At 43.5% G+C, this 22,211-nt stretch carries 18 protein-coding genes; 7 read left to right on the forward strand and 11 right to left on the reverse strand.

What is annotated here, in order from left to right:
• Positions 1–131 precede the first annotated feature (131 nt).
• The 4 genes from A8140_RS10305 to A8140_RS10320 form a co-directional block, all read right to left on the reverse strand.
• Positions 132–2,228, reverse strand: coding sequence for a methyl-accepting chemotaxis protein (locus A8140_RS10305; RefSeq protein WP_005535081.1), 2,097 nt, complete (start codon positions 2,226–2,228; stop codon positions 132–134).
• 387 nt (positions 2,229–2,615) lie between these two features.
• Positions 2,616–3,020 (reverse strand): GtrA family protein, encoded by a 405-nt coding sequence (locus A8140_RS10310; RefSeq protein WP_005535079.1) that lies wholly within the window; start codon positions 3,018–3,020, stop codon positions 2,616–2,618.
• A gap of 4 nt (positions 3,021–3,024) precedes the next feature.
• Positions 3,025–4,431 (reverse strand): ArnT family glycosyltransferase, encoded by a 1,407-nt coding sequence (locus A8140_RS10315; protein ID WP_005535077.1) that lies wholly within the window; start codon positions 4,429–4,431, stop codon positions 3,025–3,027.
• Positions 4,432–4,433: 2 nt separating this feature from the next.
• Positions 4,434–5,474, reverse strand: a complete 1,041-nt coding sequence (locus A8140_RS10320; RefSeq protein ID WP_005535075.1) for a glycosyltransferase family 2 protein — start codon at positions 5,472–5,474, stop codon at positions 4,434–4,436.
• A 153-nt stretch (positions 5,475–5,627) separates the two neighbouring features.
• On the opposite strand from A8140_RS10320, the gene A8140_RS10325 reads away from it, so the two are divergent.
• Together A8140_RS10325 and A8140_RS10330 are read left to right on the forward strand one after the other, a co-directional pair.
• A complete protein-coding gene (locus A8140_RS10325) occupies positions 5,628–6,305 on the forward strand; it encodes a response regulator transcription factor (RefSeq protein WP_005535073.1) in 678 nt (225 codons plus the stop codon).
• On the forward strand, positions 6,302–7,582 hold the full coding sequence (locus tag A8140_RS10330; protein ID WP_005535071.1) for a sensor histidine kinase: 1,281 nt from the start codon (positions 6,302–6,304) through the stop codon (positions 7,580–7,582). The genes A8140_RS10325 and A8140_RS10330 overlap by 4 nt, the downstream gene beginning before the upstream one ends.
• A gap of 131 nt (positions 7,583–7,713) precedes the next feature.
• On the opposite strand, the gene A8140_RS10335 is transcribed toward A8140_RS10330, so the two are convergent.
• Entirely contained in the window at positions 7,714–8,952 is a 1,239-nt protein-coding gene (locus tag A8140_RS10335; RefSeq protein WP_005535069.1) for a leucine-rich repeat-containing protein kinase family protein, read from the reverse strand.
• A gap of 255 nt (positions 8,953–9,207) precedes the next feature.
• Between A8140_RS10335 and A8140_RS10340 the strand changes: the two genes are divergently transcribed.
• From A8140_RS10340 to A8140_RS10350, 3 genes are all read left to right on the forward strand, one after another.
• Positions 9,208–10,104, forward strand: a complete 897-nt coding sequence (locus A8140_RS10340) for a 1-aminocyclopropane-1-carboxylate deaminase/D-cysteine desulfhydrase (protein WP_005535066.1) — start codon at positions 9,208–9,210, stop codon at positions 10,102–10,104.
• Between the two features lie 286 nt (positions 10,105–10,390).
• Entirely contained in the window at positions 10,391–11,746 is a 1,356-nt protein-coding gene (locus A8140_RS10345) for a LysM peptidoglycan-binding domain-containing protein (protein WP_038863389.1), read from the forward strand.
• An 83-nt stretch (positions 11,747–11,829) separates the two neighbouring features.
• A complete protein-coding gene (locus A8140_RS10350; RefSeq protein WP_005535060.1) occupies positions 11,830–13,269 on the forward strand; it encodes a hypothetical protein in 1,440 nt (479 codons plus the stop codon).
• A 130-nt stretch (positions 13,270–13,399) separates the two neighbouring features.
• Here the strand turns inward: A8140_RS10350 and A8140_RS10355 are convergent, their stop codons facing one another.
• The 5 genes from A8140_RS10355 to A8140_RS10375 all read right to left on the reverse strand — a co-directional run bounded on the left by A8140_RS10355 (position 13,400) and on the right by A8140_RS10375 (position 17,712).
• Entirely contained in the window at positions 13,400–13,876 is a 477-nt protein-coding gene (locus tag A8140_RS10355; RefSeq protein WP_005535058.1) for a GNAT family N-acetyltransferase, read from the reverse strand.
• Positions 13,877–13,916: 40 nt separating this feature from the next.
• Complete coding sequence (locus A8140_RS10360) at positions 13,917–14,459, reverse strand: hydrolase (RefSeq protein WP_005535057.1); 543 nt, start codon at positions 14,457–14,459, stop codon at positions 13,917–13,919.
• Positions 14,460–14,889: 430 nt separating this feature from the next.
• On the reverse strand, positions 14,890–15,918 hold the full coding sequence (locus A8140_RS10365) for a methionine synthase (RefSeq protein WP_005535055.1): 1,029 nt from the start codon (positions 15,916–15,918) through the stop codon (positions 14,890–14,892).
• Between the two features lie 30 nt (positions 15,919–15,948).
• Positions 15,949–16,923 (reverse strand): DUF1852 domain-containing protein, encoded by a 975-nt coding sequence (locus A8140_RS10370; protein WP_005535053.1) that lies wholly within the window; start codon positions 16,921–16,923, stop codon positions 15,949–15,951.
• Positions 16,924–17,370: 447 nt separating this feature from the next.
• Complete coding sequence (locus tag A8140_RS10375; protein WP_038863391.1) at positions 17,371–17,712, reverse strand: TehB family protein; 342 nt, start codon at positions 17,710–17,712, stop codon at positions 17,371–17,373.
• Between the two features lie 745 nt (positions 17,713–18,457).
• Between A8140_RS10375 and A8140_RS10380 the strand changes: the two genes are divergently transcribed.
• Together A8140_RS10380 and A8140_RS10385 are read left to right on the forward strand one after the other, a co-directional pair.
• Entirely contained in the window at positions 18,458–19,795 is a 1,338-nt protein-coding gene (locus A8140_RS10380) for an MATE family efflux transporter (protein ID WP_038863393.1), read from the forward strand.
• Between the two features lie 171 nt (positions 19,796–19,966).
• Positions 19,967–20,881 carry an AraC family transcriptional regulator gene (locus A8140_RS10385; protein WP_005537073.1) on the forward strand — a complete coding sequence of 305 codons (915 nt, stop codon included), beginning with the start codon at positions 19,967–19,969 and terminating at the stop codon, positions 20,879–20,881.
• Here A8140_RS10385 and A8140_RS10390 read toward each other — a convergent pair.
• On the reverse strand, positions 20,878–22,068 hold the full coding sequence (locus A8140_RS10390) for a hypothetical protein (protein WP_038863396.1): 1,191 nt from the start codon (positions 22,066–22,068) through the stop codon (positions 20,878–20,880). The genes A8140_RS10385 and A8140_RS10390 overlap by 4 nt on opposite strands.
• Positions 22,069–22,211: the final 143 nt, after the last annotated feature.

The raw sequence follows: 22,211 nt of genomic DNA on the forward strand, positions 1-22,211 counted from the left end.
CTCACGCAACGATGTCTATCGTTCAAACCTAAGCCCAAGCATGCTTTGAGACCAACTTAATCCAGAACTTTAGATAATAAAAAACCGAGCACGTAAAGCACTCGGTTTAAATTAATAACGATGAGACGGAATTAAGACAGCTTAAACTTACTCAGTTCACCGTGAAGATCGCTCGCTTTTACGGTGAGTTCGTTACTGATCTCTACAGAAGAGGTCATAGTGTCCATCACCTCTACTGCGGTATCGTTGATGATCACCACATTACGGTTGATCTCTTCCGATACAGAACTCTGCTCTTCTGCTGCCGAAGCGATTTGGTTATTCATGTCGTTGATGACTTCAATCGCTTGGTTGATTTCAGACAGCGCTAGATGTGCCGCTTGCGTCTCGCCCTTAGTATCGGTCGCTTGTTTTTGGCTTTGCTCCATCAGCACAACGATCGATTGCGTTTCTTGCTCTAGTCGAGCCAGCATTGCGCGGATCTCTTCCGTCGACCCTTGTGTGCGGTTTGCAAGGTTACGAACCTCATCGGCCACCACCGCGAAACCTCGGCCAGCCTCACCTGCGCGTGCAGCTTCAATCGCTGCATTAAGCGCTAGTAAGTTGGTTTGCTCAGCAATACCGCCAATTTCACTCAAAATACCCTGAATTGCCGTGCTGGAATCCACCAGATTCTGCGTTTGTTGCTGCGCATCGTTGACTTGCATTGCCAAGCTATCCACCGCACTCGCAGCGTTATCCATTCGCGTCATGCCGTTCAGGCTATTGCTTTGTACTTGGCTTGCCGCAGCGGCTGCTTGAACCGCAGAGTTCGCAACTTCCTGCGCGGTTGCACTCATTTCATTGATCGCCGTTGCTAACGAGTTTACTTCGTTAACCTGAGCATTCAATTGGTCGCGAGAAGCCGCAGCACGTGTTTGGCCTTCTGTTGCATTCTTATCCACTTGATCTGCGGTTGCCATTACGGTCAATAGCATCTCTTGCATACGCGACAAGAAGGTATTGAACCAATGTGCAAGTTGCGCGGTTTCATCTTTACCCTTCACTTCAATACGGTAAGTCAGATCCCCCTCGCCTTGTGCCGCGTCTTTAAAACGTTCAACCAAGTTGCTCAACACTTTGCCAAGCGAGTTCGCAATGAATGCCATCGCGGCAATGCCTAAAATAGCAGCGAAGATCCCCGCCCACACACCTTTTTCAAGCGCTTCCGAACTCTGCTCATCACTCCATTGCTGGTACTCATCGACGCTTTTTGTGAGGTGACTACTGGGAACCGACACCATGACTACCCATGGCGCATCACTGGTATCAATAGCGGTGATCGCATACTCATCACCATCAAAAGCGACAAGGCCAGCACCATCGCGCTTCGCAACCGACTGAATGTTCGACCACTCGGCAGCCAGCTCTGAAGAAACTTTCTTACCCACCATTGCACCATCTCGGCTGTTTGCCAAGGTAATACCTTTCCAAGAGGTGATAAGAATTTTACCCTTGCCATCAAACAAGTTACGCGCTGATTGTTCACTCTGGCTTTGTAGTTCATACAGAGACAAATCAAAACCAAGCGAACCGATGATCTTGCCATCTTGTTTGATCGGTTGGCTGATGGTTGTAATCAGCTCTTGCTTGCCTCGTACAGGATAAAAGTACGGCTCCATGACGAAGGTTTTGCCCGTTTCGTAAGGCATTAAGTGCCAATCGTCTTTGCGTTCGCCACTGCTGTTTAGCTCTGTGTTGCTAAAGCTTTCCATCGCCACTGCATCAAAACTGTTTTGATCATTTGGCGAGAAAAAAGGCGCAAGGTAACCTTGGCTGTTAAAACCGTCTTCAGGATTAAGCGTCACTTGCTGTGGCCAAGTTTTGTCTTGCCAAACCATGTAGCCTGCAAATACCGCTTTGTTTTGTGCTTCTAGCGCGGCAGTAAACTGTTTAACAATAAGGTCTGCACTTGCGTTAGTTTCTGAGCTCAACTCGATGATCGAACGTACTTGCTTCAAGTTTGCAAGTACAGGATCAAGCTGGTTCGCAATATTCAGACCTTGCTGAATCGCAGTGTTTTGCAGATCGGTACTGGTCGCATCCGTTAATTGCGCTTTTACTTTCTCGTTCACTTGCTTGTTCACGTCAGTAAATGCATCGGTAGTCATACCCATTGCAATCAATAAAGTGAACGCCATTGCACCGCCCGCACTGACTGCGATTCGAGTACGTATACTGTTAAACATAGTCACCTCTGTAACTGATGATAGATTGGCATTATTTTTAGAAATTTCATGGATTTTAAACAACAGAGGTGAACAGGAGACGTCAAGACATGAACAGAAAGAGAATAAAAAGATAAAACTTGTTAACAGCGTAACGTATGTGGTCAGTTTTATATTTTAACGTATGAGCCCTACAATAAATAAAGCCTTCCAATAATCTGTCTAAGTTATTGTATTTATAAAATATTAACTCAAATAATAAAATGCATTTTATACGAAAGTATTCATGCATTTTTGCTCTTTTTTACTGAGTATTAGATTACTCAAACCGTGACTCGAGTCACAGTTAATTTTATTCATATCCCTGTTTTTATTGCAGTTATTTACTCCCTGAAACGAAAGTAAGGCTCATTGTTGGCTAAAGACCCACTTTGAGCTGAGTAAGTAATTACTCATCATGCCAACCAATATTCCCAGAGCCAGAGCCAGGAACACCATATAGTCTTGTGTTCCGAACATAAGCGTCCAACCTTTAAAAGCGGCAAAGTTAGGCACTGCACTAATGCAAGCACTCGCCATAAATTTCAGCCACTGATACAACGGGTTATGTTTGTCTGCTTGAGAGAAAGTAAGCCAGCGATTTCCTAGCCAAGTCGTGGTTGCTGCAAACAAAAAAGCGATGCTGCGAGCCGCCATCAGATCCAAGCCAGCCACATGGAATAACAAGGAAAAGATAAGGGTATCGACCACAAAGCCGATACCACCAACCAGAGCAAACCTTTCTAACGGAGCAAATTTTGTTAATTTACCCACTCCGTTACCCCATCACACAGGTATAGAGTGAACGTTTCGATTTGGCTGTGAAGTCGTTAGTACAGCTCAAAGCGTTATCGTGAATAACCACATCCACTTGTTGCGATTTACCAATCAGGTGGAATTTCTTCAGGTAAGTTAAGTCATTGGCATCTTCCAGCTTTTTCGCTTGACCATGGCTGTAAAACTGGCCAGAGAACGGTCGTTTGCCAATGTAGAATACAGGAGCGCTGTCATCGATTTGCGAGAAGATAATACGGTCACTGCGGCTGTCTGCTTTGCCCATGTTCAATACCAACATTGCAATCATAAGCAGTACCGGTAGTACCGCAGCAGTACCGGTTACCCACTTAAAGTCGTTTTTATCCACCAGCATCGCCACCAAAATGCCCAGAGCTGGAATGCCCGGTAGAACGTAAGCAGGCAAAATATTCCCAGCCATCGTGAACAGAATCATTGGTGAAATCAGCCAACAGATCAGGAAGCTAAATAGACCTTGATGATCAGTTTCAATAGCTTTGAGCACCTTACGACGCTTCCACGCCAAGATAGGCAATACGATTGACCAAGGCGCTGCCGATTGCAGCCAAAATACCCAGATCATCCCACGAGGTTGATCGTGTGCGGAACCGTACAAATCCCCTTGCCAGCCACTCACGACAAAACGCTTAAAGTGTTCGCCAACAATGAAGTAATCAATAAATCCCGGTGTCGCCATCTCTGCCATGATGTACCAAGGCAGAGCAATCGCGAACATCAACGCCAAACCTGACACAATAGGAAAACGCTGCCACAACGCTTTAAACGCCCCAAAAAAGCCGTGCTGAATCACCAACCAAGGGAACACTGCAATCCCCATGATCACGATGGCTACCGGTCCTTTTGCGAGCAAGCCACAAGCCAGACCAAAGAAACCAACATATCCCCATAGGCGGCTGTGTTTATCTTTACCAAGCCAGCAGTAGTAGAATCCGACCATTGCCATCGTCATTGCTAGAGTGAGCGCCATGTCTGTCATCACCGCGCCCGCAGCAATAGAGAAAATGCCACACGTCGACAATACTAGCGCTGCGATCAACGAGCTAGTACCCGCACGATAAGCCATAAAGGCAATAAAGAAGATCGTCGCCACACCAGCCAACCAGTGTGGTGCACGCACCGCGAATTCATTCAATCCACACAATTCAATGCCATAAGCACTCATCCAAGTGAACAGCGGCGGCTTACCCCAAAAAGGGACACCGTAATCAAACTGAGGGGTGAGCCAATTACCCGTTTCCACCATCAAGCGTGCCATTTCGCCGTAGCGGGCTTCTGTGGTGTCCATCAAAGGGTAAGTCGCAAGTGAAATAAGACGGAGTAAAAGCGCAAACGCCAACAACAACCACAGATGGGTTTTATTAATACTCATGATTACGCGGTTTCTCCTAGTTTAAACTTCATGGTTTGGATGGATTGATGTTTCGCAGGCTGCTCGTAAACAGACTGGATAAGATAAAGAGGACGCTGCTTGGTCTCGACAAAAATACGCCCGATGTATTCGCCCAAAAGGCCAATCGACAGCAGTTGAACTCCTCCCAATGCGAGTTGAACCACCATCATGGATGGGTAACCCGTCACAGGTTCCCCAAACACCACGGTTTTCATCACGATGAATGCGCCATAAAGAAAGGCACTGAACGCAACTAACGCACCCGCTAACGTCGCTAAACGCAAAGGACGAATCGAGAACGAGGTAATGCCGTCCATTGCTAGGCCAATCAACTTGAGGTAGTTCCACTTGGTCTCGCCACAGAAACGAGCATCACGCTCAAACGGCACCGTCACCTGTTTAAAGCCCGGCCACGAGAAAATGCCCTTCATGTACCGATTGCGTTCTGGAAGCGCATTGATGTGCTTAACCACCTTTGCGCTTAGTAGACGAAAATCGCCCACATTCTCTGGCACATCAAGCTTAGCCATGCTGTTGAGCACTTTGTAAAAGCAGGCGGCCGAGAAACGCTTGAACCACGTCTCACCATGGCGTTCGCTGCGCTGCATGTTGACTACGTCATACCCTTCACGCCATTTGGAGACCATCTTCGGAATCAACTCAGGAGGGTCTTGCAAGTCAGCATCAATCACGATCACCGCTTCGCCTTGGCAATGTTCCAAACCTGCACTCATGGCGGACTCTTTACCAAAGTTACGGCTTAATGCAATACAACGAACGTCGCTAGAAGATTGAGAAAAGTTTTGCGCGATCATTAGGCTGTCGTCTTTGCTGCCATCATCGACGTACACGATTTCGCAGCGCTCTGGCATAGCGTCCAGAACCGCAACCAAACGACGATGAAATTCCGGCAAGACTTCTTGCTCGTTAAAGAATGGCACAACCACAGACAAAACTGTTTTAGGCTCAGAGTGTTGGCTCACCTTCGAAAAGGTTGCAGCGTGAATGTTGAAGGTTGACATGCTACTCTTCCACTGTATCCGATGAATGGATGCAGTCTATTAATAGCGGCGTGAAATAGTTGTTGTTGACATCTTTTTCACACCCTTAGTGCATAATGTTCGGTTAAGGAAATACCCTTAATTGCGAAAACCCGCCTGATTGGAGAGAAATACATGAAACGCGTACTTTTGGTCGAAGATAATCGAGAAATTGCAGGCATGCTGTTCGATTATTTTGAGTGTGCAGGTATGGAGCTCGATTACGCGGACAATGGCGAGCTGGGCTTGAAGCTGGCGATGGAAAACACCTTTGACATCATTTTGCTCGACCTAATGCTGCCACGCATGGATGGCTTAACCATGTGTAATAAACTTCGCGATGCGGGAAATAATACGCCAGTGCTGATGCTGACCGCGCTTGATAGCCGCGACGATATGCTCAAAGGCTTTCAGCACGGTGCCGATGACTACCTAACAAAACCCTTCGACTTGGATATTCTCGAAGCGCGCATGATGGCGCTGATCCGCCGTTACCGTGGCACCGTGGCTTCGAGTAAATTGGAATACGGTGAAGTCTCTATCGACCAAAAAACACGTCAAGCCTACCGTCAAGATAAGCTCTTAGTGCTCAACCCGACGACCTATACCATTCTAGAAATGCTGGTCAAAAATGCACCAGACGTGGTCACGCGTGAAGAGATCGCCTTTCAGCTATGGCAAGAAAACGAGCCCAACAACGATGTACTGCGCAGCCATATTTACCAACTGCGTAACCAACTCGATAAACCCTTTCAAAAGCATGTTCTTATCACGGTGCCTAAAGTTGGTTTCCGCCTGGAGACCGGAGCATGATCCTCCGATGGTTAAACAGCACTCAAAGCACTCAAACGATGACAGGCCGTTTAGCACTGTTCTTCTCATTTGTCTCTGTTGTTATTGGCCTGTTCTGCTTTTTACTCATCACCGGCGCACTGCTTTGGTCAGAAGATCGCGTGGGTGAACGTCGCATTATGATCGACAAAAAAGAAGCCATCGTTTATTTTCAATCTCATCCCGATCAAGGCAAAATCAAGCTCGATTTGCTGACAACCGCATACAACGACATCAACTTAGTGCCAGAAGAATTTCGCAAATATCTTACCGGCAAAAAACGTTTTCTAGATGAAATTGGCGACGAGCCAGACTCACGCATGATCTACATGGGTTCCTACACCAATAAAGGCATTGTTCACCCAATTATCCTGATTTCCCTCATTGATGAAATCGAGATAACCTCTGAAGAGTTTATCCTCGTGGTGGCTGCGGTGCTTTCTATTGTTGCTGTTTTGATTTTCTTATTTGGTAACCTATTGCTGCGTCTATCCCAACGATTGATAGAGCCCGTAAATACGCTGAAAATCCAGTTAGACCACAACCAAGGTGACCTAGCTCAAACCTTCAGTGTACCTAATGGCTCCGCCAAAGAGTTTCAAGCCTTGGCCGAAAAGCTCAACGAAGATCGTCACAAGATCAATCAAGTCATCAAACGAGAACAAGCCTTTGCGCGATATGCAAGCCACGAGCTTCGTACGCCGCTGACCGTAATGAAAGGCTCGAGCAGCTTATTAGCCAGAAGTGCGAGTACGGATTTCCAGACACGCCAAGTCAATCGAATTCAAGATGCGACACAGCAGATGTCAACCATGGTAGACGTTTTACTAGGACTAGTTCGTTACGAGCGCAATACGGATGATTCACCAGTAAGAGCCATCTCTGAAGAAGAGCTCACTAGGATCATTGCGCAAAGCCAAGCGCAAGCAGACGAAAAATCACTGGCCTTGCAAATGAACGTCAGCGGGACACCTAAGACCAAAGCAACCAACGCGGTACTCACCATTATTCTTGGTAACCTCATTCGCAACGGCATCGCTGCGACAACATCGGGAGCCATTCATATCAGTATGGATGAACACACCATCTCGGTGCGTGACGAAGGTGAAGGCTTCTCCACCATTCCACACTCGGGGGGACACGGATTGGGTCTAATGATTGTCGATGATTTGTGCCAACGTTATGGCTGGCATTTTACGATTGGTACACATCCAGAGGGTGGATGTGAGGCAGTGATTGACCTTGCGTCAGAGCATTAAGAAGATTGCTCAGCGTAACTTTCTCTGCACAAGATTCAATCAAGAGGTATCTCATTTGCCCTGTTTTAATCATTTGCTCAACATCAAACCGGGCAAAACGATACCTCTTTCTTATTCGATTGAATGAACTATTACGCCGCGAGCGACGCAAAGCGATTCATCACTTCCAATGCTGCTTTCGAGTCTTCACAAACAGAACACACATCTTCGATAAAGTACGTCAACGCTCTGGCTTCAATGGTTTTGATCGCCGCTTGCTGCTGTTCGGATAGGTAACCGTAAATACTCGCCGCACCAAAATCACCGAAGATCATCCCACCTTGTTCATTCACCAAAGTATTGTGCGCATACAAATCACCGTGACACACCTTGTTGTTATGCAAATGATTAAACACATCCACCATCTGTTCAACAATCGCATTTACTTGCTCGACAGTTAAGGTAAACCCTTGTGGGAAGGTGTCTCGTGTACAGGTTTCCAGTGTTGGCGGCAAACCTAAGTTGTAATAGCTGTCTGGAATCAGCTCCATCACCAACGCAAGCTCATTACCATCATCCACCTGCGCGATGGATTTCACCAAATTGTTGTGATGCCCTGCTTGCAAACACGCTTCAAGCTCGTCATGCGGGAAGCCGTCGCTGGTCACTTCACCCTTAAACACTTTTACCGCCACTTCATTCGGGAACTCATACTGCGCGTCAGTCCAATTCGCATGAGAAATCACCCCACTCGCGCCTTGACCGAGAAAGTGGTTAAGCGAGTAACTGTCAGTTGTAACCTTAGGCACGCTGTCTAGCGAAGAAGGATGCTTGCAAAATGGGTTACCCGCGAAAGCAAACCACGCCAGCTTGGGCAGCTTCATCAACACATCAGGGAAGTGCTCAAGCTGGTTAGCAGACAGACGAATCAATTCCAGATTGACCAAGTTTTCCATGCTGTTTGGCAGTTGCTTGATGAGGTTGCCTGCCAGCGCCAGTTTTCTTAGGCGCGGTCTTTCACCAAGGCTGTTTGGGAGAACTTCAATCTCATTATCCGTCAGAATCAACCAACGCAACTGGCTTGGCAGCGAGGCTTCACTCACCATTTTAATCTTGTTGGTTTTGAACCCAACCATCTCAAGATTTGGCAACTTGCCCAGAACCTCTGGCAAATGGGTGAACTGATTGTTTGAAGCAAAGATGATTTTCAGCTTGGTCAGTTGTTCCAATTCTGGAGGTAAATCTGACAGTGCGTTGCCGGATAAATCCAACACTTCAAGCGTTTCTGCAAGCTCTAAAATTTCCATAGGAAACTCAGTTAGCCCTTGCGCCAACTTCAGTTGTTTGATTCCTACCAATTGTCCTGTTTTTAATTGTTCTAGAGTTTGCAAAACCAAGCCTTCTGATTGAATGAAAATAAGCGGCGTAGTTTACGTGGCTTGAGGAAGAAACGCGAGTTGTGATGCTGTTTGGTTCATTTCTGCTGCAAACCTTATTGGGTATGAAACCTTTTAAGACTCCAATGACCATCAGGAATAATCGAAAAGGTTGTATTGAAACACGGACTTTTTATCTGGGTTTATTGGCGTTACACTACGCGCCCTTTTTAACGGCAAGGTCGCGTGGTTGGACACGTCAGTAGTCGCATGAAACTCTCTGAAAGCCCGATAACTCAGCACAACTTTAACGGTCACACCTTTTTCCTTAAGCGTGATGACATGCTGCATTCTCACTTCTCTGGGAACAAAGCACGTAAGTTTATGGCGTTGATGGAAACGCAGAACAGCGACATCAAAACCCTCATCAGCTGCGGTTCTGCTCAATCCAATGCGATGTACTCCCTTGCCGCTCTGGCGCAAATCAAAGGCTGGAACTTTGAGTTTTATGTTCAACATATCCCGTCTTGGCTCAAAGATTCCCCAATCGGCAACTATCGAGGTGCGCTGGATTTAGGAATGAACATCACGGCAATGCAAGAGATCGAATCCCCCCTTCATCCCACTGAATACATTGAACAAGTGCGTGGGTTAGACGATACAACCTTGGTTGTCCCTGAAGGCGGAAAAGCGAAGATTGCCGAAGCCGGTGTAAAACAACTGGCGCGTGAACTGCTTGATTGGACACGCCTTGAAGGCAAAAAGCAGTTTGTAGTGGCCTTGCCATCAGGAACGGGCACAACCGCTCTGTATTTGAGCAAGCACTTAAAGCCACACGGAATCGAGGTCATCACCTGCGCTTGTGTCGGCAATGCTGAATACTTGACTGAGCAATTCAACACACTCGAAAGTGAAAACCACCCAACGATTCTCTCGGTGCGTGATAAGCATCATTTCGGACGTTTGTATCAAAGCGATTACGAAACGTGGAACGCGCTCTACGATCAGACCAACCTCGAATTCGATCTGCTGTACGACCCATACATGTGGCAATGCTTGCAACCGTGGTTGGCAGAAAATAAAGACAAGACACTGATCTACATCCATCAAGGTGGATTACTTGGTAATGAATCCATGCTGCCAAGATACCAGCGAGAGTTTGAATAAGCGCGTTCTGTGCTTTTCATATTCCAATAGCGCTAGTGAATAATTATTAATAATGCTTCGCTAAAATAAGTCAGAAATATGGTTATACTTCAGTATCATCAATATCAATTATTCCCCTTTTCGCCCTGTATTAATAACGTTTTTTGTCATTAAAACCCTTACCTCTATCACTTTCGATATGCCTACAGTTTTAGTAACTAAGCAAATGGAATTGGTTATTCTGTCTATAGTGCGTTCGTTTAATTGCCGCTAAGCTATCACCAATTAAATCCAAGAGGCGATATCAATGAAGCGTCCAGCATCAAAGCGTGTGAGGGGAGCTGGCTACGCTCCACTTATCGATTCCGCACTAACTCCGTCAAGTAATCGCTCCAGCGCAAACCAGTACTCATCGGCTAGCAGCCAATCACATTCAAAAAGCTGTGCTCAGGCGAGCTACAGCTCACTCGTAACTGACGCTCAATCACAAGCCACCGCTGAGTTTGAATGCCGAATAAAGATTCATGCTCCAAAGGATGACTTAAATACGCTTCAGCCTGGTGTATTTTCTCTGGCGAAAACGCCAAATGAACCGCTTATTAAGCGCTGGGGAAAATTAGAACAAACACAGCCATCACCGTGTACCGTATTAACAGCAGAATGCTTCGAAGCCGAAGACAAAACCCTTTTACACGAACTTTTTCAAGACATCGGCTTACAGCAAAAATACACAATCACACCAAAACCACTTGGCAGTGAATATACTAACGCGGAGTTCATTCCTTTTATTCCAGCAGTAGAAACAAAGAGCTTACTTGGGTGGGCAGCACAAGGGTTTTATTATTACTTCTATGATGGGAAGCTGATGTATGAAATGGCTATCCTTGGCAACGATAAGTTCTCTTGGCAAATGACTGAGTCTAGCCCGCATGGCATCAAAGACAAGCTCGTCAGCAAAAAAACATTCAACGCCATGCTTGTCCCGGTTGCCATCGAAGGAAAAAAAGCCGCGCCCCAGCATATTTTCTATCGCCAAGAAAAACTTACCAATGATGAGCTTGCAGAAATCAATGCTGCTTGGTTAAAACAGAACGCAACATTCATTGATATCGATGCGCTCAAAACCATTGTGAAGCAGCCTTTGTTGCCACGAAAACAAGCCGCCACACAATCCACCAGCGAAACAAGCCAAGCCCAAAACCATAAAGTCCGCACCAACGACGACGGCTCTCCAGAGCAGTGGACAGACATTGCGCCTCAATACGGTTTGTCGGCAAAAGCACTACTCAAGCTCAATCCGAACTATGAAAGTGATCCACTCGCTCTCAAAGTCGGCGATGTATTGACTGTTAGTGCGGCCGAGCAACCCCAAGAAGAGGCCAACTCTGAGCAAACTTGTCCTCAAGATACCTTTTCCGTTGGTGATGCCTACCCTCTTGGTGATGTATGGGGCAACTATTCGCAACGTGATGTTTGGGGAGAGTATGCTGATTTAACGCAGCCCTCTACGGTGATCAACATCTTTAGCCAAGCTGGATTATCCCCAAACACACCGGTATTGAATGTGCAAAAAATCGAAAACAGACTGCTGCGCATCACGGTATCTTTTGTCGAAGATGAATTGCAACTGACGCATATAACCAGCATCCCTGCGGGCCAATAAGACGATTCACTATCGTCTGTCATTCCGCGACCAAGAGCGAAAAAAACTATCTTCGACGATATTCAAAAGAAGTGAAAATACGTATGTACGGTGACAATAATCAAGCGGCTTCTTCCTCAAACAAAGCCCAAAAGAGAAAAAGCGACCAGCTCAATACCACGCAAAATCCTGAACCAGCTAAACGCAAGCGAGATGCTGAAAACAATGCGACATGGACCACCTTTAAACAGGACTGGTGGGCATACGTTAATAGCGGTGAACTCGAGGTAAAAAACAAGCGGCCAGAAGCCCTAATTCGCTTTAACTATCGCTATGTCGTTAGCGATAACACGGGAGCACTTAAGTATGAGCCTGCCGTTGTCGATCAAATTCTCAACCGCAGTAGAGAGTTGGAGCGTGTTTACTATCGTCGTCAGATCAATGACCAGAGCCCGAGACAAACTCGACAACAAAGCCAGAATGCCAGCTTACCTACGGCCTCCCACTTTGAGGAAAGAATTGCCCCGCAATCCTCCACTGGCACCGCTTTGATCGTTCCTTCAGTCGGCATGCCACAACAGTTTCTGATAAAAGAGAAGCTCCAAGAGCTGTATTGGTATACAGAAGGTACGAGTCGCCCCGTGTACTTGTTTGTGCATCAAAGTGAGCTAGCTCTATACGATGAACAGATGGGAGCATACTTACGTGATGCGGGAGTTGGTCTCGTAGGCTGGGAATTCGAATCAGGAACGGTTGGATTTGGTGCGACAAGAAAAGCCGTTGTCGATTTTTGCAAACAAAATCAGTTCAAAAAAGTCACCATGATGGACTGCAATGTGTTGATGTCTGACATGGACCTAATCTCTGCAGCCGAGCAAGCCACATCGAAAGTCAAAGATGATACCACTCTGTATTTTTCACTCGGTTCAACCAGCGGAGACACTTACGAAAAAGGGTCAGAGGCACCGAAGAAAACCATGGTCGAGTCAGATAAAGTGAGAGGACGCCCTATCGAACAATTTACGATGCTAAACACCAATGTACTGTTTGACCCTGCGTTTATCTCCTCTTCAGAAGATATCGATGTCTCCAACGATATGAAGTTCTTTGAAAGCATCAACAAAGATAAGTCCATTGAGTTTAAAGAGTTAAAGTTAAAACTGCAAGATGCACAAAAAATCCAATACCCGAGAATTAACAAGCTACGCCTAAACGCTACTTCCGACATCTACAACGAAAAGTTTAAGGAACACCTGACTCAGATCGCCAATAAGGAAAAAGATCTCGTAGTCCAAGTCCAAACGGACATGGGGAAAGGTACAGAGCCAAAATTCCATAACGTGACCATACAAACACTGAGTGAGTTTATTGCACAAAAACTAGGTAAAGATGCCCTTCGCATTCAATCTCTGATCATTGAAAAGATATTGGTGAAATACAAAAACATGAGTATCGGCAAAGGTTATAAATACACCCCTGAAGGGCTGGAAGAAACGCAAGCGGCACTTTTCCCGGAGAATGACAGCGCTGATAACAACCGCTAGGGCCAAACACGTCAAAAGACGAAAGCTCAGCACTCAAAAACTATGCGTCCCTTGGCACTCGATTGCCAAGGGAGCGAATTACAAAATAGGCGGGGAGAAAGGTAGGTGAAAATATATTTAATATAGATAGCTACAAACGCTTTTCCATCAATAACAAATCCCATGCCTCCCCATCAAAAGAACGGGTTCCTGATTCGTGAGAAGTCACTTCGAACCCAAGAGATTCATAACAATTCTTGGCGACGGTGTTACGCACGAAGACTGCCAATGACAATACACCAGCCTGATGCTGAGTTTGAGATAGTACGATAAGTTGCGTTAGCATCACTTTCGCAAGGCCTTGCCCTCGAAACGCATCAGCAACAAAAACACGACAAATACGGAAATGGGCGTCCGATACTTTGAACAACTCAACATAACCCGCCTTCTTCCCATCGCAAACAAGGAGAAATGGAAACACTTCGGGTCTCGCACAATGGAGGCTGATTTGTTGATGATCCAGAGGATAATGAAAATTCGGCCCACCCCATTGGTAATTCAATTTGTCTGAATCAATCCATTGAATCAGAGTCTCATAGTCTTCATGCTCAAACGCTCTCAGTTCCATCTTTACCTCTACCGTGATTGGCGTTCTAATCCGTTATTCTCTACTTAATCAGCCCTAAGATCTCTTTAAACTCTGGTGCTCGGCAATCTTCTACCATTTCATACAAACACATCTCAACGCCTGTAAGGCCAACACAATTCGCAGTCAGTTTTGCCAGCGCTAACGCTTTGTTTGCTGGCGTTCGGGAAGAGACACAATCCGTCACCAGTTCCACTCGGTAGCCCATTTGACGCAGCGACACCGCGGTTTGATACACGCAAATGTGCGCCTCGATACCACAAACTAGCCAAGTATCGACTTTGGCGTTTTCTACCGCGAGCTTGAATGTCGGTTCTTTGCAACCATCGAAAGTGTGTTTAGCGATCGGCAAATGGTCCTTCGCTAACACTTCGCGGATCGGCTCAACCGTTGGCCCCAAGCGTTCTGGGTTTTGTTCCAGCCATAGGATGGGCAAGTTAAGTGCTTTCGCTCCTTTGACTAATTTGGTGGTGCTTTCAATCAGTGCTTCGCTTTCGTGCATGAGCGTTGCCAAATTACCTTGCACATCGACAACAATCAGACCGGTGGAATTTTTCGATAACATTCTCATCTCCTATGAGCCGCTTGAAGGTGAATATACTCAAGCGTTTGAATAAAGAGAATGTACCACCGTCCGTCATCCTGAACAACGAGGAACGAGGTGATTCAGGATCTACCCACAAAGTGCTGTTAAGGTCTGAGGTTATCGCCATTTCCCAGCGAGAGGTGAGCAGATCCCTAGTCTCGTCTAGACTCGCTGGAATGACCCAACTTTGGATACATACCACATATAAGAACATCGTGAGCAACGTATCTACCAACGTACGTCATCCTGAACAACGAGGGAGGAGGTGATTCAGGATCTACTCACCGAGAGCTGTGAAGTTCGGAAGTTAGAACCATGCCCCAGCGAGTTGTTAGTAGATTCCTAGTCTCGTCTAGACTCGCTGGAAAGACCCTGTTTTAAGCCTCCGTATCGAAGATCAATTTCGATACTAGCCCGCCAACTCTTTACGGATAATCTCTGCGCCAGCGCTGAGTGCATTAAGCTTAGCAGTTGAAACTTCACGAGAGAGAGGCGCCATGCCGCAGTTGGTGCATGGGTAAAGTTTGTCGGCATCGACGTACTTAAGTGCTTCGCGCAGTGTTTCTGCAACTTCTTCTGGTGTTTCAATCTCGTTGGTTGCCACATCAATTGCGCCAACCATCACCTTCTTGCCGCGAATCAGTTCTAGTAGTTCGATAGGCACGCGCGAGTTGTGACACTCAAGTGAGATGATATCGATATTGGATTTCTGCAACTTCGGGAATACCTCTTCGTACTGTCGCCACTCAGAGCCCAGCGTCTTCTTCCAATCCGTGTTGGCTTTGATGCCGTAGCCATAGCAGATATGCACTGCGGTTTCGCACTTTAGCCCTTCAATGGCGCGCTCTAAACACGCGATGCCCCACTCGTTCACATCATCAAAGAACACATTAAATGCGGGCTCATCAAATTGGATAATGTCGACGCCTGCCGCTTCAAGCTCTTTAGCTTCTTGGTTAAGGATCTTTGCGAATTCCCAAGCCAGTTTTTTTCGGCTACCGTAGTGATCATCATACAGCGTATCGATCATCGTCATTGGCCCCGGAAGCGCCCATTTGATCGGCTGTTTGGTTTGCTGACGCAAGAACTTCGCATCTTCCACAAACACAGGTTTAGTTCGGCTCACAGGGCCAAACACCGTCGGTACACTCGCGTCATAGCGATTACGAATGGTCACGGTTTTGCGGTTCTCGAAGTCTACGCCACTAAGGTGTTCAATAAAGGTCGTCACAAAGTGTTGGCGAGTTTGTTCTCCATCGCTGACAATATCGACCCCTGCCAGTTCTTGCACTTGTAAAGAAACACGCAGCGCATCGCGTTTGCCATCAATTAGCTCTTCGCCTTGCAGTTTCCACGGTGACCAAAGCGTCTCTGGTTGAGCAAGCCAAGAAGGCTTAGGTAAGCTGCCCGCCGTTGAAGTTGGTAATAGTGTTTTCATCGTCATTCCCTTCTAGATTATCGTTTTCGATTACGCGTAATTTGCTGACCATTGCTCAAGGATCGCTTGATAAGGTTTGATGAAGTGCTCCTCAGCAAACTTCCCTTGCTCTTTCGAAAGCTGGCTGCGCTCTTCGCGGTCATAAACGATTTGGGTTAACGAGTGATCGAGATTCTTCAAGTTCGGTTGGTAACACTGGCCGGCTACCGCGTTCGCGTTGTAAATCTCTGGGCGGTAAATTTTTTGGAACGTCTCCATGGTACTGATTGTGCTGATCAGCTCTAGGTTCGAGTAGTCATTCAACAAGTCACCGAAGAAGTAAAACGCCAACGGAGCAACACTGTTTGGCGGCATAAAGTAGCGCACTTGCAAGCCCATCTTTTTGAAGTACTGCTCAGTCAGTGACGATTCGTTTGGCTGGTATTCAAAACCCAACACAGGATGCTGGTTGTCAGTACGGCGGTAAATCTTGTTGTCCGATACACTCAAGCAAATCACTGGCGGCTTTTGGAAATGTTGTTGGTACGATTCCGACTTCACGAACGCTTTAAACAGCTTGCCGTGCAACTCACCAAAATCAGCAGGAATACTAAATTGAGGCTGGTCTTTATTGTGGTCTAGAAGCAGAACGCTAAAGTCGTAATCACGCACATAAGAAGAGAAGTTGTTACCGACAATACCTTCGATACGTTCATTGGTTTTGCGGTCAACAATGTTGGTTTTAAGCACTTCGATAGAAGGGAACGCTTCACCACTGCCTTGAATATCCATATCCACAGAGATGATTTCCAACTCGACACTGTAACGATCGCCATTTGGGTTATCCCAATGTGCCAAGGCATTAAAACGATTGTCGATCATACGCAGTGCATTACGAAGGTTATTTTGGCGGCTGTCACCACGAGCTAAGTTGGCAAAGTTGGTCGTGATGCGCGTGCTGTCTGATGGTTGGTAATTCTCATCAAAACGGATGCTCTTAATAGCAAAGTTGAAATCGTTATTCATAATGAATTGGTATCCTTTCCCTTGATAAAAGCTAACGAATGTCTAGCGACTTTTTTTATACCTTCTAGAAAGTTGTAACGACATTGGAAATGCTTCACATTGAGTATGAGAGAAATTCATATTCTGCGAATGCTATGGGGGAATCAGGGAGCAGAGAAGCAGGTTGAGCCTGAAGGCGGAGGAAGTTAGAAAGTATATTAATTAACGAAACCAGTTGTGAAGGTAAATTTGATACCATCAGGGATGGCCGTACGCTTTATCTTTTTTATTAAGATGGTAACAATGAACATTAGACTTAAGACCAACGATGAAAACTAGCAAATATAGTTTAAATTTTTACAGCAGTATAAGTGTCTTTAGTTAGCAATCCGTTAGAGATGCTTATGCGGTAAATCTTACCTGAATTTGAAAAAACGATAATCCTAAACGCCGTTGGCCTATTAAAAATCAGTTGCCACTGCGCTCTGAGAGACTTTCGATAGCAATGTCTGAATCTTTGTGTGCGTAGAAATCTACGCGAAAGCTTGTATCCTCTGTCATGAACTCGACTTTATGCCAATACTCTGGAGGCGCGATTACCGACTCTCCTTTAACGATCACTATTTCCTGTTCCACATCACCTCTTCTTCCACTGAAACCGTAGAACTTTAAAGAACCATTGATAACATTAATCTTACCAAAAACCCCCTCCCTTGTATTATGCAAGTGGAGGAACATTTTAGGAATGTTGTCAGTATTGAATGTTGGAGTCGATTTATAGTTAACATAACTTTCAGGAATAACGGACATAAATAACCCTCGCTGTAAAAATTCAATTGATAATGACTAAAAATACGCCTGCACATGAAAATTACAAGTAAAATATTTAAACTTAAACCATAAATTCTTTGTGCTTAATAGCGATAAAAAGAGCAACATCCTGTGAAACAAAATAGTGATTTTACAGAAAAACATCATAATAAAAGCCATGAAAAATAAGGTTTTTTTCGTGAAGCCACGCATAGTGCATATATCCTTGCTGTATTAATCGAGAATAGTGTTAGACGAAAAGTCATTCACACAGAAAATATAAGCACGAGAACAAGTCAATTACTTTTATCAATTGAGCCTTACTCGCGTCCCCGAACAACAAGGCTTTGAACCTATAAGAATAAGATATCTGACAAAGTTTCATATAAGCCTTATAAGTAACTGTCTTAAATCACCCTTAATAATTGACTAAAAAACACCCAAACCATGCATGTAATTCCACATAATTAGTATGACAATATACCCTGAAGTCATCCAAAACTGGTTCTTTATATTTACAAGGGAAAGACGTATTTAATAGGCTCATTTCAAAAACGGCGAAGAACAAAGCGCATTTTAAACAATACAAATAGCAACATGGGTCAGGATTTTAATTTTACCAAGGTTTATAATTCAATCACAAAAGGAATGGTTAATTCTTTAATATTAGTTCTTATTGTGACAACAGTAAGGGGATGTAAATTAAAGAGACCAAAAGCAACATTTAAACTATAAAGGCAGACAATTGAAAGACTTTACACAGGGTAGTTTGCATAAACACATTTTAATAATGGCAATTCCTATTGCAATCAACATGATTTTTCAGACATTAACAAACTTAGTTGATGTTTATTTTGTAGGGAAACTTGGCGGCTCTGCGCTGGCAGGCGTCGCAACATCAGGAAATATATCCTTTATAAATATGCTGATAACTCAGACGCTATTTACGGGTTTAGTGACTATTGTATCTCATGCTGTTGGTCGTAAAGATTTCGAAGATGCCAACAAAATCTATAGCCATGGTATATTTTACGGGTTGATATTTTCTATAATTGTTCTAATCGCTGGCGAGCTTTTTATTGACAGTTACCTTAGCAGTGTGGTTGATGATAGAGAAACATACTTAAGAGCCAAGGATTATTTGACTTGGTTTATTCCTTTTTTATCGTTACAGGTAATCTACACATCCCTAGTAGCTCCAATGTACGCTATAGGTTTAGCAAAACCATTCCTATATATTAATATAATTTCTCAGCTATTTAATGTCTGCCTTACACCAATATTTATTAATGGAATCAAAAACTACATACCAGGAATGGGAGTTTCGGGAGCTTCTCTAGCCAGTTTTTTATCAGGTGTAAGCGCTTTGCTTCTAGCCTTGTATTACTCAACCTTTAGACTGAAGAGCCTTAAGATAGATTTGAAATTAATAAGGTCAAATTGGGATGTATTTAGACGTATTTTTAAGGTGGGCTTTCCGTCAGGTATTACCTTTCTGATTTACTTTATTACGACAGGAGCTATATATTGGGCATTAAATCTCATTGGTGCGCTTCAACAGGCAGGGTTCGGTCTTGGTAGTAAAATTGGTGAGTCCATCTTACTTCCAGCCATGGCTATTGCTTTTGCATGTCCATCTATAGCTGGCCAGAATTATGCTGCTGGGAAACATGATCGAGTAAAAAAAACATTTGTAATTACATTGATGATGTCGACAATTTTACTTTCGATTTCTTCGATAATATGCTTTATCTTCCCCTCTTGGCTCCCAAAGTATTTTAGCAATGACTTATCTGTAATATCAGCATCTTCTTCTTACTTGCAATATGTTGGATTGAGCTTCCCAATACTAGGGTTAATATTCACTATGAACGGTATGTTTCAAGCTTTAGGAAATACTATTCCAACTTTAATAAGCGCAGCAATCCGTATGGTAGTGTTGATAGGTCTTATTTATTACTTTAGTAATCAGCCGTACTTTAATGAAAATATAATTTGGTTACTGTTAGTTTTATGTTCGTTATTACAGTCTGTGATTTCGTATGTTTTACTAAGAAAAGCCTTCACAAAAAAGATCAAATGAGCATACTAAAAATCACAGATTAAAAATAAAATAGTTTTATAAAAATTAATCATCATTAATTTTAACAAAGATTAATAATTAAAAATGAAACCAAAATGTAAAAATTTCATTTTAACTGGTGAATTTATGTTATAATTAGTGATGATAAAAATTAGTATCAGAAGGAATTACGTGAAAGCAAGAACTATTGAAAACAGAATTAGTTCAGTCTGTTATTTAATTGACAGTGAGCCAGATAAAAGCTACTCACTCCAAGAATTAAGTGATGTAGCAAGAGTATCAAAGTATCACTTTCAAAGAGTATTCAAATCTATCGTTGGTGTCAGCCCACACCGATACATATTACTTTCTCGACTACGTTGCGCATCTTTTAAGTTAGCATATTTTAAAGAACTTAAAATAATTGACATCGCACTTTCTGCAGGTTTTGAAAGCCCAGAAGCTTTTAGTCGTGCATTTTTACGTTTATTCAACCAAACACCTACAGATTTTAGAAAAAATCCACAATGGTCAAGCTGGGGACATAAATTTAATATAAGAATTCCCGTAAGAGAAAAAGAATTTGATGTTAATATCGAAAAGTACCATAGTAGAAAATGCGTAATGATAACTCACAAGGGAGAGTACCTAGAGGGCATGAGAACTTTTGATACTTTGTTATCATGGTTGGTTAAAAGTAATTACCTTAACGAAACTGAGGCAGGATCGTTTATTACTATGCCTTATTCGAATCCTCTGGAGGGTGCTAGTTCTGAGTATCGATGTGACTTTGCATTTACAATTGATTGTAAAGTACCAGAAAATGACCTTGGCATATTCTCCAACGTCATTCCTGAAGGCTATTATGCTGTTCTGAACTATGTTGGGCAAAGAGAAATTCATGGCTTTATCCATGCAATCACAAAAATTGTTACTGAATGGCTACCAAAAACTGAATGGGAAGCAATGCCTGCTCCCATTCTCTTTGAACATATTAACTCTCCTCTATTTGTTCCAGAGTCAGAGTTAATTACAAAAATCTGTATACCTGTACTAAAAAAGCATTCAGATAATAATAAAAACAATATCCATAATAGTGAAAGCTAAATTTTAGAAAAAAGTGGATGATCGTCTAACCATTCAGGTTTAGAAGTCATTCCTACTAACTTCCATGTCGTCGAATTAAAACAAAATAAAATGGCGAGATGATCAATTTCACCTACGGATTCACCATGTAAGTAACTTGGTTTAAGAGGTATATGAAAACGATAAGAACAGTCATCTCCTAAGTAAAGTTGTTTGTAACTCTGAACCCAACTTGTCAGAACTGCTTTACTATCACTATTTTCAATGAAAGATTCCTTAGGACCTAATGAGTTATGAACAGCTATATTTTTACAAGATTCATTATCTTCAGGATTTTGTTTAAATTTATTTAAAGCCCTACGTATACCTTTCGGTCCTATTGAGTTGCCAGCCTTAAAAACAATTGGCTTTATATAGTTCCCAATATCCAGTTGATTTAAGTAACCAACATGTGGCCTAGCATTTACAGGATATATTGATACATCAGATTTCACGGCATCAAAAAACATGGAAGCTATAATATCATGATGTGATATCCAATCATCAGGTGATATAGAATTCTCCCTAGTCTTAATTTCACCAATTAAGTCAAGATTAATATTCTTATTAAAAAAATGCAGCTTTCTTTTTTTGCTTCCCATAATATGATTTTTTTCAAAGCCTAACCTTGTAAAGTCCTGCTTTCTCTCGAAATTTAAACAAGGAATATCTTCATCGAAACTTATGGAGTTTAAAAGTTTATAATAACTCGCACCATCAGCGATGATATGATTCATCGAAAATATTATTATAAATTCATTATTTTCTTCATCTACCACGACACTGAACTTAACTAACTTGGCATCGGTATTTATGCATTGATCTGTTGGTAAAAGATAAAGCTCGTCCAATAACTCTCTTTTTTCTCCTTTTGCGATAACTTCTAGTAGTTTATCAATGGTATCATTATGATTGAGTAAGTCGCTGATATTATAAATTGTAAACCAAGGTGAAAAATCAGTGATATCTTCTTTATATTGGCATTGGATCTTATCATCAATCTTACTAATTAGTGTTGAGGTAATCCACGGGTTGACATTTAGTATTTTTTCAAAACGTCGCGTCAATTCATTGATAGGAGCTTTTCCACTAAACCTCGAGATCGTTGAAATAATACCATCATAGCGAGCAATGGAGGTTTCTGAGTCTAAAAGTGGTGTGTTCTGCATAAGCTAATTCTCTCTGTCTAAGCATTAACCTGAAATTATAAAAATCAGAATAAAAATTTACCTGACCGAAGTTGCTATTCTGACTCTGTATCACTACTTCAGCTTTCATAGCTTAGATCTTTCCTCCATCGCAATCACTCTAA

Origin of the sequence: Vibrio campbellii CAIM 519 = NBRC 15631 = ATCC 25920, assembly GCF_002163755.1 — a bacterium.
In the GTDB taxonomy this organism is placed as follows: domain Bacteria; phylum Pseudomonadota; class Gammaproteobacteria; order Enterobacterales; family Vibrionaceae; genus Vibrio; species Vibrio campbellii.